17 protein-coding genes are annotated in these 14,256 nt (G+C 60.9%); 3 read left to right on the forward strand and 14 right to left on the reverse strand.

Translation table 11 applies throughout. From position 1 onward, the window contains the following. Window positions 1-94: 94 nt before the first annotated feature. The 8 genes from fdx to trmJ all read right to left on the reverse strand — a co-directional run bounded on the left by fdx (window position 95) and on the right by trmJ (window position 6,310). Window positions 95-433: an ISC system 2Fe-2S type ferredoxin gene (gene fdx / locus OKB87_RS07475; protein ID WP_005299781.1), complete on the reverse strand. Its 339-nt coding sequence runs from the start codon at window positions 431-433 to the stop codon at window positions 95-97. A 1-nt stretch (window position 434) separates the two neighbouring features. Next, window positions 435-2,282 carry a Fe-S protein assembly chaperone HscA gene (gene hscA / locus OKB87_RS07480; protein ID WP_270827002.1) on the reverse strand — a complete coding sequence of 616 codons (1,848 nt, stop codon included), beginning with the start codon at window positions 2,280-2,282 and terminating at the stop codon, window positions 435-437. A gap of 28 nt (window positions 2,283-2,310) precedes the next feature. Further along, window positions 2,311-2,829 carry a co-chaperone HscB gene (gene hscB, locus OKB87_RS07485; protein ID WP_016350399.1) on the reverse strand — a complete coding sequence of 173 codons (519 nt, stop codon included), beginning with the start codon at window positions 2,827-2,829 and terminating at the stop codon, window positions 2,311-2,313. 122 nt (window positions 2,830-2,951) lie between these two features. Then, a complete protein-coding gene (gene iscA, locus OKB87_RS07490; protein WP_011705636.1) occupies window positions 2,952-3,275 on the reverse strand; it encodes an iron-sulfur cluster assembly protein IscA in 324 nt (107 codons plus the stop codon). A gap of 15 nt (window positions 3,276-3,290) precedes the next feature. Then, window positions 3,291-3,674 (reverse strand): Fe-S cluster assembly scaffold IscU, encoded by a 384-nt coding sequence (gene iscU / locus OKB87_RS07495; RefSeq protein ID WP_005299770.1) that lies wholly within the window; start codon window positions 3,672-3,674, stop codon window positions 3,291-3,293. Window positions 3,675-3,715: 41 nt separating this feature from the next. Then, the gene (locus OKB87_RS07500) at window positions 3,716-4,930 is read right to left on the reverse strand and encodes an IscS subfamily cysteine desulfurase (RefSeq protein WP_270827005.1); all 1,215 of its coding nucleotides are present in this window, start codon (window positions 4,928-4,930) and stop codon (window positions 3,716-3,718) included. A gap of 57 nt (window positions 4,931-4,987) precedes the next feature. After that, window positions 4,988-5,491, reverse strand: coding sequence for a Fe-S cluster assembly transcriptional regulator IscR (gene iscR / locus OKB87_RS07505; RefSeq protein WP_011705634.1), 504 nt, complete (start codon window positions 5,489-5,491; stop codon window positions 4,988-4,990). Between the two features lie 93 nt (window positions 5,492-5,584). Further along, window positions 5,585-6,310 (reverse strand): tRNA (cytosine(32)/uridine(32)-2'-O)-methyltransferase TrmJ, encoded by a 726-nt coding sequence (gene trmJ, locus OKB87_RS07510; RefSeq protein ID WP_124251695.1) that lies wholly within the window; start codon window positions 6,308-6,310, stop codon window positions 5,585-5,587. A 179-nt stretch (window positions 6,311-6,489) separates the two neighbouring features. On the opposite strand from trmJ, the gene OKB87_RS07515 reads away from it, so the two are divergent. Next, window positions 6,490-6,906 carry a hypothetical protein gene (locus OKB87_RS07515; RefSeq protein ID WP_011705632.1) on the forward strand — a complete coding sequence of 139 codons (417 nt, stop codon included), beginning with the start codon at window positions 6,490-6,492 and terminating at the stop codon, window positions 6,904-6,906. On the opposite strand, the gene ubiT is transcribed toward OKB87_RS07515, so the two are convergent. Further along, window positions 6,853-7,392, reverse strand: a complete 540-nt coding sequence (gene ubiT, locus OKB87_RS07520; RefSeq protein ID WP_039214938.1) for a ubiquinone anaerobic biosynthesis accessory factor UbiT — start codon at window positions 7,390-7,392, stop codon at window positions 6,853-6,855. The genes OKB87_RS07515 and ubiT overlap by 54 nt on opposite strands. A gap of 189 nt (window positions 7,393-7,581) precedes the next feature. Between ubiT and ubiU the strand changes: the two genes are divergently transcribed. Together ubiU and OKB87_RS07530 are read left to right on the forward strand one after the other, a co-directional pair. Next, a complete protein-coding gene (ubiU, locus tag OKB87_RS07525) occupies window positions 7,582-8,577 on the forward strand; it encodes a ubiquinone anaerobic biosynthesis protein UbiU (protein ID WP_201903083.1) in 996 nt (331 codons plus the stop codon). 12 nt (window positions 8,578-8,589) lie between these two features. Beyond that, window positions 8,590-9,462 (forward strand): U32 family peptidase, encoded by an 873-nt coding sequence (locus tag OKB87_RS07530; RefSeq protein WP_270827007.1) that lies wholly within the window; start codon window positions 8,590-8,592, stop codon window positions 9,460-9,462. Between the two features lie 117 nt (window positions 9,463-9,579). Here OKB87_RS07530 and nlpI read toward each other — a convergent pair whose 3' ends face one another. The 5 genes from nlpI to yajC all read right to left on the reverse strand — a co-directional run bounded on the left by nlpI (window position 9,580) and on the right by yajC (window position 14,250). After that, window positions 9,580-10,527, reverse strand: a complete 948-nt coding sequence (gene nlpI / locus OKB87_RS07535; protein ID WP_280940144.1) for a lipoprotein NlpI — start codon at window positions 10,525-10,527, stop codon at window positions 9,580-9,582. Between the two features lie 90 nt (window positions 10,528-10,617). After that, complete coding sequence (locus OKB87_RS07540) at window positions 10,618-10,986, reverse strand: rhodanese-like domain-containing protein (RefSeq protein WP_270827008.1); 369 nt, start codon at window positions 10,984-10,986, stop codon at window positions 10,618-10,620. Window positions 10,987-11,085: 99 nt separating this feature from the next. Continuing rightward, the gene (secF, locus tag OKB87_RS07545; RefSeq protein WP_016350392.1) at window positions 11,086-12,033 is read right to left on the reverse strand and encodes a protein translocase subunit SecF; all 948 of its coding nucleotides are present in this window, start codon (window positions 12,031-12,033) and stop codon (window positions 11,086-11,088) included. Window positions 12,034-12,042: 9 nt separating this feature from the next. Next, window positions 12,043-13,896 (reverse strand): protein translocase subunit SecD, encoded by a 1,854-nt coding sequence (secD, locus tag OKB87_RS07550; protein ID WP_011705625.1) that lies wholly within the window; start codon window positions 13,894-13,896, stop codon window positions 12,043-12,045. 18 nt (window positions 13,897-13,914) lie between these two features. Continuing rightward, entirely contained in the window at window positions 13,915-14,250 is a 336-nt protein-coding gene (gene yajC, locus OKB87_RS07555; RefSeq protein WP_011705624.1) for a preprotein translocase subunit YajC, read from the reverse strand. Window positions 14,251-14,256: the final 6 nt, after the last annotated feature.

The following is a 14,256-nucleotide window of genomic DNA, read 5'->3' on the forward strand; positions in this document are numbered from 1 at the left end:
AGGCCGCTCCCTCAAGGGTCACGGCCTTCACCATATCATTACTGCACCACGAGATGCTGCACGCGCAATTCACTCATGTGTAATTAAGGGGTCATCAGTGGCGCTCAGACGCCAGATTCAGGGTGTACTTGGGCAGTTCCACCACCAGATCCTCGTCCGCCAGTCTGGCCTGGCAGCTGAGACGAGACTCCGGCTCCAGCCCCCACGCCTTGTCCAGCATGTCGTCTTCCAGCTCGTCGCTCGGCTCGAGGGAGTCGAAGCCTTCCCGCACCACGCAGTGGCAGGTGGTGCAGGCGCAGGACTTCTCGCAGGCGTGCTCGATCTCGATGCCGTTGCGCAGCGCGATGTCCAGAATGGTTTCACCGGTCGCGCCTTCGAGGGCCGCGCCGTCCGGACAGAGCTCGGGATGGGGCAGAATAATCAGTTTTGGCATATTACACCTTGTTGACGTTTTGTCCGGTCAGCACCTTGCGGATGGAGGCATCCATCCGGCGGGCTGCAAATTCGCCACTGGCAGCGTCCGCCGCCTCGATGGCCTCTTTGATCTGGTTGGTGGTGCCCGTGCTGCGCATGGTCAGCAGATGGGCGATGGCGGCATCCAGTTCGGCCCGCTCGGCGGCACTCAGCAGCGCCTCGCCATCGGCGGCCAGGGCGGCGTTGAGACTCTCGACCACCCGGTCGGCCTCGACCTGCTGCTCCGCCAACATGCGGGCATCCATGTCCTGCTGGGCGTTGGCGATGGAGGCACTCAGCATGTTGAGGATGTCATCCTCACCCAGTCCGTAGGAGGGTTTGACCTGGATCTCGGCCTGCACGCCGGAGGATTTCTCCATGGCGCTGACCGACAGCAGACCATCCGCATCCACCTGGAAGGTGACGCGAATGTGGGCGGCGCCGGCCGCCATGGGCGGAATGCCGGTCAGAGTGAAGCGGGCCAAGGATCGGCAATCGGCCACCAGCTCGCGCTCGCCCTGCACCACATGGATCGCCATCGCGGTCTGGCCATCCTTGAAGGTGGTGAACTCCTGGGCGCGGGCCACCGGAATGGTGGTATTGCGCGGGATCACCTTCTCGGCGAGGCCGCCCATGGTCTCAAGACCCAGGGAGAGCGGAATGACGTCCAGCAGCAACATCTCGGCGTCAGGCTTGTTGCCCACCAGGATGTCGGCCTGGATGGCGGCACCGATGGCCACCACCTTGTCGGGATCGATGCTGGTCAAGGGGGGACGCTGGAAGAACTCGCCCACCAGCTCGCGCACCAGCGGCACCCGGGTCGAACCGCCGACCATCACCACTTCCAGCACCTCTTCCTGCTCGAGCCCCGCATCGCGCAGGGCGCGGCGGCAGGCCAGCAGGGTGCGCTTGACCAGCGGCTGGATCAGCTGGTCAAACTGGCTGCGGGTGATGGAGCCCTGCCAGCCGGCAAAGGTGCAGGGAACGGCGTCGGCGTCGGTCAGACCGTGTTTGACGGCGGCGGCCACATCCAGCAGCTCGCGCTGCAGACGGGCATCCAGCTCGCCAGTCAAACCGGCTTGCTCTTTCAACCAGTCTGCCAGCAGGTGATCGAAGTCATCACCGCCCAGGGCCGAATCGCCGCCGGTGGCCATCACTTCAAACACCCCGCGATGCAGGCGCAGGATGGAGATATCGAAGGTACCGCCGCCCAGGTCGTAGACGGCGATCACCCCTTCCTGGCCGGAGTCGAGGCCATAGGCGATGGCGGCGGCGGTCGGTTCGTTGAGCAGGCGCAGCACGTGCAGACCGGCCAGCCGGGCCGCGTCCTTGGTGCCCTGGCGCTGGGCGTCATCGAAATAGGCGGGCACTGTGATGACCACGCCGTCGAGATCGCCACCGAGGGCGGCAGCGCCCCGCTCGGCCAGTTTCTTGAGGATCTCGGCCGAAACCTGAACCGGGTTGACCAGCCCTTGACGGGTCTGCAGCTGCGGCATGCCGTTGTCGGCCGCCACGAATTGATAGGGTTGCTGGCGGGTATCGATGTCGGCCAGCGCCTTGCCCATCATCCGCTTGGCGGAAACGATGGTGTTGTGTGGGTCGAGGGCAGCCTCGCGCTTGGCATCGACGCCGACCCGGATGGTGTCAGCCTGGTAATGCACGACGGAGGGCAGCAGATCACGCCCCTGCTCGTCGCAGAGGGTATCGGCCTGACCGCTGCGCACGGCGGCGACCAGCGAGTTGGTGGTGCCAAGATCGATGCCAACGGCACGTTTGTGCTGATGAGGTGCGGCGCTCTGGCCGGGCTCGGCGATTTGCAGTAATGCCATGGGTAATCAAACTTCCAGCGTTAAAGGATCAAGACTCGAACAGCGAGTCTTCGAATCGTTCCAGCTCCTCGAGGAGCTTGTCGACAAACTTGAGTTTGCGAACACAATCAGCCGCTCGCGGATCCTCGCCGGTGGCGAGGGCCTGGGTCAGCTGCTGCATCAACAACTGGTGATCATGCCTGATCTCCTGGCGAAAATCCTTGATGGCACGCTCAGGGTCAGTCTCCCCTTTCAGGTCGGCCAGCCGCTCGCGCCACTCCAGTTGCTGCATCAGAAACGCGGTATCTTGCAACGTCTGTTGCTCGCCACGAAGTTCGGTGCCACGCAGGGAGAGCAGGTACTCGGCTCGGCGCAGGGGCGCCTTGAGGGTAGTGAAGGCATCGTTGATCTGGGCGGCACGTTGCACCGCAGCCAGTTGCTCCCGCTCGGGGGCGGTGGCAAAACGATCGGGATGAAACTGGGTTTGCAACTGGCGGTAGGTCTCTGCCAGCTGACGGGTATCGAGCTCGAAGCCTTCAACCAGCCCAAACAGCTCGAAATAATTCATGCAGACCTCTTAGACACTGATGCTGCCCCCATGCCGCTCGCGCTCAGGTGAGCGAAGCGGCATGGTTGAACCGGCCGTGGCCGACCAGTTCAACGGACAAGCGATCATGTGTTGCACACATCTCAGACACTGAAGCTTTCGCCGCAACCACACTCGCCCTTGGCGTTGGGGTTGTTGAACTGGAAGCCCTCGTTGAGGCCCTCTTTGACGAAATCCAGCTCGGTGCCATCCAGGTGGATCAGACTCTTGGCATCGACGATGATCTTGACCCCGTCCTGCTCGAATACCTGATCTTCATCTGCCAGCTCATCGACGAACTCGAGCACATAGGCAAGACCCGAGCAGCCGGTGGTCTTGACGCCGAGGCGCAGGCCGATGCCCTTGCCCCGGTTGGTCAGAAACGAGGAAACCCGTGCCGCTGCGGCATCTGTCATGGTAATGGCCATACTGCGCTCCTGACCTTAGAGACCTTTTTTCTGCTTGTAATCGGCGATGGCGGCCTTGATGGCATCCTCGGCCAGAATGGAGCAGTGGATCTTCACCGGTGGCAGCGCCAGCTCTTCGGCGATGTCGGTGTTCTTGATACCGGCCGCTTCATCCAGGGTCTTGCCCTTGACCCATTCGGTCACCAGGGAGCTGGAGGCGATGGCGGAACCACAACCGTAGGTCTTGAACTTGGCATCTTCGATGATGCCGTCGTCGCTGATCTTCAGCTGCAGCTTCATCACGTCACCACAGGCCGGTGCACCGACCATGCCGGTAGCGATGCTGGGATCGTTCTTGTCGAAGCCACCTACGTTACGGGGGTTCTCGTAGTGGTCGATTACTTTTTCACTGTAAGCCATATCTAACTCCTGCTAATTCCGTTGAACACCAATCCCGCGGATCAGTGATGAGCCCATTCGACCGTGTTCAGATCGACGCCGTCCTTGTACATCTCCCACAGGGGAGACATCTCGCGCAGACGACCGATGGAGTCACGGATAAGCTTGATTGCGTAATCAATCTCTTCCTCGGTGGTGAAGCGACCCATGCTGAAACGGATGGAGCTGTGCGCCAGCTCGTCGTTCAGGCCCAGTGCGCGCAGCACGTAGGAGGGCTCCAGGCTGGCCGAGGTACAGGCAGAACCAGAAGAGACCGCCAGATCCTTCAGCGCCATGATGAGGGATTCCCCTTCCACATAGGCGAAGCTGACGTTGAGGTTGCCCGGCACACGCTGTTCCAAGTCACCGTTGATGTAGACCTCTTCGATATCCTTGATGCCGTCCCACAGACGCTGACGCAGGGCCATGATGCGCTGACCTTCGCTCACCATCTCTTCTTTGGCGATGCGGAAGGCTTCGCCCATGCCGACGATCTGGTGAGTCGGCAGGGTGCCGGAACGCATGCCGCGCTCGTGACCTCCACCGTGCATCTGGGCTTCCAGGCGCACACGCGGCTTGCGACGCACGTAGAGGGCACCAATGCCTTTCGGGCCGTATACCTTGTGGGCGGACATGGAGAGCAGGTCAACCTTGAGCGCTTCCACGTCGACCGGGATCTTGCCCACGCTCTGTACCGCATCCACGTGCAGCAGGATCTTGCGGGAGCGGCACAGCTCGCCGATGGCGGCGATGTTCTGCACCACGCCGATCTCGTTGTTGACGTGCATGATGCTGACCAGGATGGTGTCATCACGCAGGGCGCCTTCGATCTGTTCCAGGGTGAACAGGCCATTGGGCATCGGCTCGAGGTAGGTTACCTCATAGCCTTCGCGCTCCAGCTGGCGACAGGTATCCAGTACCGCCTTGTGTTCGGTCTTGGAGGTAAGGATGTGCTTGCCCTTGCCGGCGTAGAAATGGGCGACGCCCTTGATGGCGAGGTTGTTGGATTCAGTCGCACCGGAGGTGAAGACGATCTCGCGCGGGTCGGCACCGATCAGCTCTGCCACTTGATTACGGGCCAGATCAACCGCCTCTTCGGCTTGCCAGCCAAAGCGGTGGGAACGGGAAGCTGGATTGCCGAACAGGCCATCCATGGTGAGACACTGCATCATTTTTTCTGCGACACGCGGGTCCACCGGACAGGTTGCCGAATAATCAAGGTAAATAGGCAGTTTCATGTTTTTCTCCGTTACAGCCAGGGCCATACATCGACCAGCTGTGGAAAGCACGTTTGTTTATAGTTGGACTTTCAAGCTCACATCGCCGCGTTCTGCCCGGTCTACCAGGGACAACACGGTTTTCATTTGTTCATCTTGCTTGCCGGCAATCCGGCGCACATCGGCCTGATCAACTAGCTCGGCCAGGGTGATGTCCCCCAGGAAGCTGGAGATCCGCTCGCTCAGGTCACGCCACAGGGAGTGAGTGAGGCACTGGGTGCCGCCGTGGCAGCCGCCCTTGCCGAGGCACTTGGTGGCATCCACCGATTCGTCGACCGCGGTGATCACCTGACCGACCGAGATGGCATTCGGCGCCAGACCGAGGCGATAACCGCCGCCCGGGCCACGCACGCTGCTCACCAGGCCATGCTTACGCAGGCGGGCAAACAGCTGCTCCAGATAGGACAAGGAGATGCCCTGGCGCTCCGAAATATCAGCCAGGGGTACGGGCCCCTGCTCTGCATGCAACGCCACGTCGAGCATGGCAGTCACAGCGTAACGTCCTTTTGAGGTCAGTCTCATATGCCTTACCGTTTTGCGAACCAATCAATATGGGCATATGGTCACATACCCGACTAAATTAGTCAAGTATATGGTTGAGTAATCCAGTCGGGTTTAATCCTGCGGTCTCGGTTTTTGCACCGAGGTCAAAATGCCGCGCAAGATATTGAGTTCCACCGCTTCCGGACGAGCCCGGTTGAACAGACGGCGCAGCTTGCTCATGACCTGTCCTGGATGATCGTCGGCGATGAAGCCGGTCTTAAGCAGCGTCTGCTCCAGGTGCTGATAGAAGCCTTCCAGCTGCTCGGCGCTGGGATAATCCACCGCCATGTCGGTCTCACCGACCTGTTCCTGCTGCAGCCAGTGCATCCGCACCTCATAGCAGAGGGTCTGCACCGCCATGGCCAGGTTGAGGGAGCTGTACTCCGGGTTGGCCGGAATGGCCACGTGGTAGTGGCACTTTTGCAGCTCATCGTTGGTCAGGCCGGTGCGTTCACGACCAAACACCAGTGCCACCGGATGCTGCATCCCCTCGGTTACCAGCTTTTCGCCCGCTTCACGGGGGCCCAGCATGGGCCAGCTCAGGGTACGGGAGCGGGCACTGGTACCGATGACCAGACCACAATCCGCAATGGCTTCATCCAGGGTCGACACGATGCGGGCATTGGCCAGCAGATCGCTGGCACCGGCGGCCAGCGCATAGGCGTTGTCATCGGGCTGTGCTTGCGGATCAACCAGCACCATCTGGCTCAAGCCCATGGTCTTCATGGCGCGCGCCGCAGAGCCCATGTTGCCGGTGTGAGAAGTGTTTACCAACACGATACGAATCTGATCCAACATGCCCAGTCAATCTTCAGTCAAAAATGGCGCGCAATTGTAACATAGCCAATCGCTATTTTGGCACCGTAAATGGCGCGCCAATTCACAACAATGACGCCGTTTTGCAGAACAAAGCGATATGAGACGGGTGCGCTGACTGGCTAGACTTGAAGGATGGGAAGGTGAAAAGTGGAGGCAACATGTGCCCACGCTGGCTTTATGAGAGGTTGCCCGTCTGCTATCTGCTGGTGGCGGTCGGCATCATCCTGCTCAGCCACTCCCCGCTGCTCTGGCTGGCGGGCACCTTGCTGTTTGTCGCCGGCGCCACCGTCTGGATGATGCGATCCAGCTATCGACGTACCGATCTGGTCATCTTCCCGACCAAGCGCTGGTTTCAGCCGGAGTGGCTCTACGAAGCCCAGCCGTTCATCTGGCTGGCGCTGGGTCTGCTGCTCTCGCGCCTTCCCAACGCCGGCGCCCTGCTAGCACTGCTGCCCTGTCTGTGGGCCTGTCGCTGCCTGTGGGCCCGCAATCACTACCGCCACCATGCCGATGGGCTGGTCTCACAGCTGAGGCGCAACCCCACCCGCCGGCGCAGAGTGCGCCTCTTGCGCTGAGCCCGCCTTCGCCCGCTCGATGAAGGTGGCAAGATCCAGCAAGGGATAACGCACCAGGCTTGGCAATCCGTCCAGATCCAGGCTGTCCATCAGATTTTTCACCTCCAGCCCCAGCTCGGTGTTCCCTTCAATCTTCAGCTTGCGCTGGAAGAAGAGAGAGTCAGGATCTTCCTTGCGCCCGGCGATCAGAATGAGGTCATTGGTGGTGCCGCTGAAACAGACATCGGCCTGTTCGCAATGACGCGCCACCACCAGCTTGCCATCCTGCTCGCTGATGAACCAGCAGAGCTCCAGATCCGAGACTTCCACCTTGAGCCACTTGCCCGCCAGAAATTCAAAGTCGCCATCTGCGATGGCCTCTTTGAACACGCTGGCCAGCAGGCGCTCCATCAGGCTCTGCTGCAAGGAAAATGGCACCAGCTTGAGAGGATGGCGCAGAATGCGGGGAGCCTGTTCGACCAGGCGACGTTGCAGTTGTTGAAACACGATAAACTCCCAGTTTTTTGCGCATTCAAGCACAGGGCCGCAGCCATGATCCTGTTGGAAATCAAACTTGTGCCCACTTACCTCAAGAAGGGTAAAGCCACACAAAGCTGCCTCAGGTCAAAAAGTGGAAGGACGCCGGTGAATACAATCGGGCCACTTTTGCATTTTTGCCCTCTCGGAGCGTACCCGATGGAATTACTCTGTCCGGCAGGTAGTTTGCCGGCACTGAAAACAGCCGTGGATAACGGGGCCGATGCGGTCTATATCGGCTTCAAGGATGACACCAACGCCCGCCATTTCGCCGGGCTCAACTTCACCGACAGCAAGCTGGAGAAAGCGGTCGACTATGTGCACCAGCATGGCCGCAAACTGCACATCGCCATCAACACCTTCGCCCACCCGGGCTCCGATGCCCGCTGGCAACAGGCGGTGGACAAGGGCGCCGCACTGGGGGCCGATGCCCTGATCATCGCCGACCTCGCCGTGCTCGACTATGCCAGCCGCCGCTACCCGGATCTGGAGCTGCACGTCTCGGTGCAGGCCAGTGCCACCAACGCCGCCGCCATCCGCTTCTACCAGCAGCACTTCAACGTCGGTCGGGTGGTGTTACCCCGGGTCCTCTCCATGCACCAGGTGAGGCAGCTGGCCCGCGAGACTGACATCGGCCTCGAAGTCTTCGCCTTCGGCAGCCTCTGCATCATGGCGGAGGGGCGCTGCTACCTCTCCTCCTACATGACCGGCGAGAGCCCCAATACCGTCGGCGCCTGCTCACCGGCCAAGTTCGTGCGCTGGGAGGAGACCCCGAGCGGCCTCGAGTCTCGCCTCAACGAGGTGCTGATCGACCGCTACGGCCCGGGGGAAAACGCCGGCTACCCGACCCTGTGCAAGGGCCGCTTCGAGGTGGATGGCCAGACCTACCACGCGCTGGAGGAGCCCACCAGCCTCAACACCCTTGGCTTGTTGCCCGAGCTGTTCCAGACCGGTATCCAGTCGGTCAAGATCGAGGGGCGCCAACGCAGCCCCGCCTACGTGGAGCAGGTCACCCGGGTCTGGCGCGCCGCCATCGACGCCTATCAGGCCAATCCGGAGGCCTATCAGGTCAAGGCTGAGTGGGATGCCCAGCTCGCCCGCGTCTCCGAGGGGAGCCAGACCACCCTCGGTGCCTACCATCGCCAGTGGCAATAAGGAGCCCTGTTCATGAAATTCTCTCTCGGCCCCCTGCTCTTCTACTGGCCCAAGGCCGACACCCAGAGCTTCTATCAGGCGGCCGCAGCCAGCCAGGCCGACATCGTCTATCTGGGGGAAACCGTCTGCAGCAAGCGCCGTGAACTCAAAGTGGACGACTGGATTGCCCTCGCCCGTCAGGTGGCCGGCTCGGGCAAGCAGGCGGTGCTCTCCACGCTGGCGCTCATCTCCGCCCCCTCCGAGCTCAAGGAGGTCAAGCGACTGGTCGACAACGGCGAACTGATGATCGAGGCCAATGATCTGGGGGCTGTCCAGCTCGCCAGCGAAGCCGGGCTGCCGTTCGTCTGCGGCCCCGCCATCAACGCCTACAATGCCGACGTGCTGCGCATGCTGCTCAAACAGGGGATGCAGCGCTGGGTGATGCCGGTGGAGCTCTCCCGTGACTGGTTGGTGCAGCTCAATCAAGATCTGGGCAGTGCCCGCCAGCAGTTCGAGGTGGAGGTGTTCGCCTACGGCCACCTGCCACTCGCCTACTCGGCGCGCTGCTTCACCGCCCGCTCCCTCGACCGGCCCAAGGACAACTGCGAACTGGCCTGCATCGACTACCCCATCGGCCGGCTCGCCAGCAGCCGAGAGGGGCAGAAGGTGTTCAATCTCAACGGCATACAGACCCAGTCCGGTTATTGCTACAACCTGGGCAACGATCTGGCCGGGATGGAGGGGCTGGTGGATGTGGTGCGCCTCTCCCCAGAAGGGCTGGACACCCTGACGATGCTGGACCGCTTCAAGGCCAACCAGCAGGGCCAGGCTCCCCTGCTCCTGCAGCAGGAGCGCGACTGCAACGGCTACTGGCGCCAGATCCCCGGCATGATGCTGGCGCAGTGAGCCGGCGGCATACCATCTGCCGAGGGTGACTCACACCGTCGCGTCTGACACCCGGACAGCAAAAAGGCCTCGCAATGAGGCCTTTTCTACATCATTCCAACCGGCAACAGGGCAAGCTCAAGATGCCTGCTTGCTGCTCTTGCCCTGGGCACTCTGGGCACCGGGCGGCAGGGGTTTGCGCGCCATCAGCTCCAGTTCGAGCAGGGCATATCTGTGCTCGATGAAGTCATACACGTTGTTGGCGAGCGCCAGCTTGAAGTAGCTGATGGCTTCCTTGCGGTTGCCCTTGGCCAGTTCAAACTTGCCGAGGTAGAAGTAGGTTTCGCACAGGCGCTCGGCGAGTTCCCGGTTGTCCTTCACCCCTTTCACCACGTTGCCCATCAACTGGGTGGCATTTAGTTCGCCGGTATAGAGGCGCACCAGATCCCAGTTCCAGGCATCGTCATCATACTTGTTGAGCCGCTCGCGCATCCGGCTCATGGCGGCCGGTGCATTGAGCTTCTGTTCGGCCAGATAGAGCCAGATCACCCGATAGGGATCTTCCGGCTGCGCCTCGTAGAAGCGCTTCATATCGGCCGCGGCCAGCTCAGGACGATTGCCGTAATAGAGCGCAATGCCACGGTTCAGGTAGGCATAGTCATAATCGGGAGCCAGCTCGAGGGCGGAATCAAATGCCTCGTAGGCCTCGTCATAATTCTGCTGCTGCACCAAGTAGACGCCGATGAAGTTGTAGGCTTCGGCGAAATCCGGCTTCTCCCGCAGGGCGCGGTTGAAATCCAGCCGCGCCAGGGAGCGCAAGCCTACCCGGTCAAACACGACAGCACGCTCATAAAACAGTTCAGCCCGTTGCTCCGTGGTCAATTCCATCTCACTGAGCATCTGCCCGAGTCGCGCCAACGCCAACTCGCTCTGGTAAGAGACCTGCAGGGGGGTCGCCAATACCAGTGAAGCGGGTTGCGGCTTGGGAACTTGAGGCGCTTCAACCTGACTGCTACTGCTGCAACCCCACATGGGGAGCAGCAACAGGATACCAAGGAGGTATCCAATCCCTTTCCTGACGTTCAATGAACACTCCGACGCTTACGCTTGACCCGGCATATGGTAAAGGTCAGCCGACACTTTGTCATGTGGCTGAGCCTCTCTCCCTCAAATAAATCAGGATTCGACAGGGTATCCGGCATCACACCAGCCCCGAAAGCCACCATCGACGCTGACCACCCGGTCGTAGCCCATCTTCTGCAGGTTCTCCGCCACCAGAATGGAGCGAAATCCGCCACCACAATAGAGGTAGAGCTCGGTGTCGGGATCCGGGTAACGGGTCTCGATGTCCCGCTCGATCACGCCACGGCCGAGGTAGGTCGCCCCCGGCAGATGGCCCCTGGCCCACTCGCTCTCTTCCCGCACGTCGATCAGATGAAATGCTCGGCCCTCATCCTGCCAGCGCTTGATCTGATGTACATCGGTTTCGGTCACCCGGGGACGAATGGCCTCTACCAGTGCCAGAAAACGGGGATTGTGTTGCATGGCTTGCTCCTTGCCTGTTGGCCAACAGCCGTGGGTAAAACCGTCATAATGACTCACCCGGACGATAAGAGAAAGGGCGCCTCGCGGCGCCCTTGTCATTTACGGCAGGATCTCTTGCTGATCCGCGCCCTCTTTTTCCACCTGGGTCGGCAGCATGTGCTCCCGCTTGACCCCGAAGAACATGGCGAACGAGCTCGCCACATAGATGGAGGAGTAGGTACCGAAGGCAACACCGATCACCATGGCCACCGAGAAACCGTGGATCAGCGGACCGCCCTTGAGCAGCAGCGCCAGTACCACCACGAAGGTCAACCCCGAGGTGATGATGGTCCGGCTCAGGGTCTCGGTCATGGAGAGATCCAGGATGTACTCGGTATCCCCCTTGCGCACCTTGCGAAAGTTCTCCCGCAGTCGGTCGAACACTACGATGGTGTCGTTCAGGGAGTAACCCACCAGGGTCATCAATGCCGCCAGCACGGTCAGGTCGAACTCGTACTGGAAGTAGGCAAAGACGCCGAGGGTGATCACCACGTCGTGCACCAGGGAGAGAATGCCCCCCATGGCCAGACGCCATTCGAAGCGCACCGCCACGTAGATCAGGATACAGATGATGGAGGCCAGCATGGCCAGCGCACCGTCGGTCGCCAGCTCGTCACCCACCGAAGGGCCGACGAACTCGACGCGCTTGAGCACGGCCGCAGGATCGATCAGCTTGGCCGCCGCCAGCACCTCGTTGCCCTGCTGTTCCACCTTGACCCCCTCTTTCGGGGTCAGGCGGAACAGTACGTCACGGCTGGAGCCGAAGTGTTGCAGGGTCGCCCCTTCAATCTTCTGCTCGTCCAGCACCTGGTGCACCTTGTCCAGGCTCACCGACTGCTGGAAGCCCACCTCGATGGTGGTACCACCGGTGAAGTCCAGACCCCAGTTCAGGCCCCGATCGAACAGGAAGAACAGGGAGATCACCATCAGCAGGGTAGAGAAGACCACACCCGGCCTGGCATAGCGCATGAAGGGAATGGGCTTTTCAAAATGTAGAATCTGAAACATGTCTCTTCCTTAGATCGGCAGCTTGTCGAGGCGCCGTCCACCCCAGGCCAGGTTGATGATGGCGCGGGAGACCGTGATGGCGGTAAACATGGAAGCACTCAGACCAATCCCCAGCGTCAGGGCGAAGCCCTTGATGGCGCCGGTACCGATACCGAACAGGATCACACAGGTGATGAGCGAGGTGACGTTGGAGTCGGCGATGGTCGAGAACGCCCGATCAAAGCCCAGATGGATGGCCTGCTGCACCCCGCGACCGTTGCGGATCTCTTCACGAATACGCTCGTAGATCAGCACGTTGGCATCCACCGCCATGCCCAGCGTCAAGACGATACCGGCAATGCCCGGCAGGGTCATGGTGGCCCCCGGGATCATTGACATGATACCGACGATCAGCACCAGGTTCATGGTGAGGGCGATGTTGGCCACCCAGCCGAACGCACGGTAGTAGATCCCCATGAACAGCACGATCACCAGCATGGCCCAGCCGATGGCTTCCATACCGCTGTCGATGTTCTGCTGACCCAGGCTCGGGCCTATGGTGCGCTCTTCCACGATCTGGATCGGGGCGATCAGCGCACCGGCACGCAGCAGCAGCGCCAGGTTATGGGCTTCGTTGGCGTTGTCGATGCCGGTGATGCGGAACTGGCTGCCAAGGCGCGACTGGATGGTGGCGACGTTGATCACCTCCTCCTGCTTGCGGAACTTGCGCTTGCCGTCCGGACCCGGCTGACCGACCGGCTTGTATTCGATGAACACGGTAGCCATGCCCTTACCAACGTTGTCCTTGGTAAAGTTGGCCATCTTGTTGCCACCCTGGCCATCAAGCTTGATGTTGACCTGGGGACGGCTGTATTCGTCGAAACCGGACTGGGCACCCACGATGTGGTCACCGGTCAAGATGATGCGCTTTTGCAGCACCACGGGGCGTCCGTTGCGATCGTTGTAGACCTTGGAGCTCGGCGGCACCCGACCGTCGGCCGCGGCCTGGATGTCGGCGGTCTCATCGACCATGTGGAATTCCAGGGTCGCGGTCGCGCCCAGGATCTCCTTAGCACGGGCGGTGTCCTGAATGCCGGGCAGTTCCACCACGATGCGCTCGGCACCCTGCTGTTGTACCAGCGGCTCGGCCACGCCCAGCTCGTTCACCCGGTTGCGGATGATGGTGATGTTCTGCTCGAGGGCGTACTTCTTCACTTCCTTGATCTTGGCTTCACTCAGACCGGCCAGCAGGACGAACTCGTCCCCCTTCTGCTCGGTGGTGAAGGTGAGATCCGGGTTCTGACGACGCAGGTGAGAGATGGCCTTGGCCTGATCGGCCTCGTCACGGAACAGCACCTGTACCTGATCACCGGCCCGGCGCACGCCGGAATAACGGATCTTCTGGGTACGCAGCTCGGAGCGGAAATCCTGCACCATCTGCTCTTGCTGCTTGGTCAGCGCCTCGGCCATGTCCACTTCCATCAGGAAGTGCACACCGCCGCGCAGGTCCAGACCCAGCTTGAGCGGGTTGGCGCCAATGGCTTCGAGCCAGGCAGGTGTGGAAGGGGCCAGGTTGAGAGCGGTAATGAAGTTGTCGCCCAGCTTGTTGGCGACGATGTCGCGCGCCTTGAGCTGCTCTTCGGTATTTTTGAAACGAACCAGGATGAAGCCGTGCTCGAACGCCGCATGCTTGACCGGGATCTGAGCCGCATCGAGCGTCTCTTTCACCAGATCAAGGGTGTCCAGCTTGACTTCGGCCCCCCGGCTGGCAGAGATCTGCAAGGCCGGGTCTTCGCCGTAAAGATTGGGGGCTGCATATAGAAAACCGATGGCGATCACCACGACCACCATCAGGTATTTCCACAGCGGATAGCGATTTAACACGCTGTGCTCCTCGGGAGATTAGAGGGACTGGATAGAACCCTTGGGCAGAACGGCAGAGACGAAGTCACGTTTGATGGTGACCTGGGTCTGATCGTTCAGGGCCAGCACGAGGTATTCGCTGTCGGCGGATACTTTGGCGATCTTGCCAACCAGGCCACCGGAAGTGAGTACTTCGTCACCCTTGGAGAGGGAGCTCATCAGGTTGCGGTGATCTTTGGCGCGCTTGGCCTGGGGGCGATAGATCATGAAGTAGAAGATGAGGCCGAATACGGCCAGCATGATGATCATTTCCATGCCACCACCCTGTGCACCCGGAACTGCGCCTTCTGCATACGCCTTGGAGATAATGCTCATTTAACA

The organism is Aeromonas sp. Y318-1 (assembly GCF_027706125.1).
Lineage (GTDB): Bacteria > Pseudomonadota > Gammaproteobacteria > Enterobacterales > Aeromonadaceae > Aeromonas > Aeromonas hydrophila.

Coding starts and splice junctions, on each gene's coding strand:
- fdx (WP_005299781.1), bottom strand. CDS start 433: ATGCCAAAACTGATTATTCTGCCCCATCCCGAGCTCTGTCCGGACGGC.
- hscA (WP_270827002.1), bottom strand. CDS start 2,282: ATGGCATTACTGCAAATCGCCGAGCCCGGCCAGAGCGCCGCACCTCAT.
- hscB (WP_016350399.1), bottom strand. CDS start 2,829: ATGAATTATTTCGAGCTGTTTGGGCTGGTTGAAGGCTTCGAGCTCGAT.
- iscA (WP_011705636.1), bottom strand. CDS start 3,275: ATGGCCATTACCATGACAGATGCCGCAGCGGCACGGGTTTCCTCGTTT.
- iscU (WP_005299770.1), bottom strand. CDS start 3,674: ATGGCTTACAGTGAAAAAGTAATCGACCACTACGAGAACCCCCGTAAC.
- OKB87_RS07500 (WP_270827005.1), bottom strand. CDS start 4,930: ATGAAACTGCCTATTTACCTTGATTATTCGGCAACCTGTCCGGTGGAC.
- iscR (WP_011705634.1), bottom strand. CDS start 5,491: ATGAGACTGACCTCAAAAGGACGTTACGCTGTGACTGCCATGCTCGAC.
- trmJ (WP_124251695.1), bottom strand. CDS start 6,310: ATGTTGGATCAGATTCGTATCGTGTTGGTAAACACTTCTCACACCGGC.
- OKB87_RS07515 (WP_011705632.1), top strand. CDS start 6,490: ATGTGCCCACGCTGGCTTTATGAGAGGTTGCCCGTCTGCTATCTGCTG.
- ubiU (WP_201903083.1), top strand. CDS start 7,582: ATGGAATTACTCTGTCCGGCAGGTAGTTTGCCGGCACTGAAAACAGCC.
- OKB87_RS07530 (WP_270827007.1), top strand. CDS start 8,590: ATGAAATTCTCTCTCGGCCCCCTGCTCTTCTACTGGCCCAAGGCCGAC.
- OKB87_RS07540 (WP_270827008.1), bottom strand. CDS start 10,986: ATGCAACACAATCCCCGTTTTCTGGCACTGGTAGAGGCCATTCGTCCC.
- secF (WP_016350392.1), bottom strand. CDS start 12,033: ATGTTTCAGATTCTACATTTTGAAAAGCCCATTCCCTTCATGCGCTAT.
- yajC (WP_011705624.1), bottom strand. CDS start 14,250: ATGAGCATTATCTCCAAGGCGTATGCAGAAGGCGCAGTTCCGGGTGCA.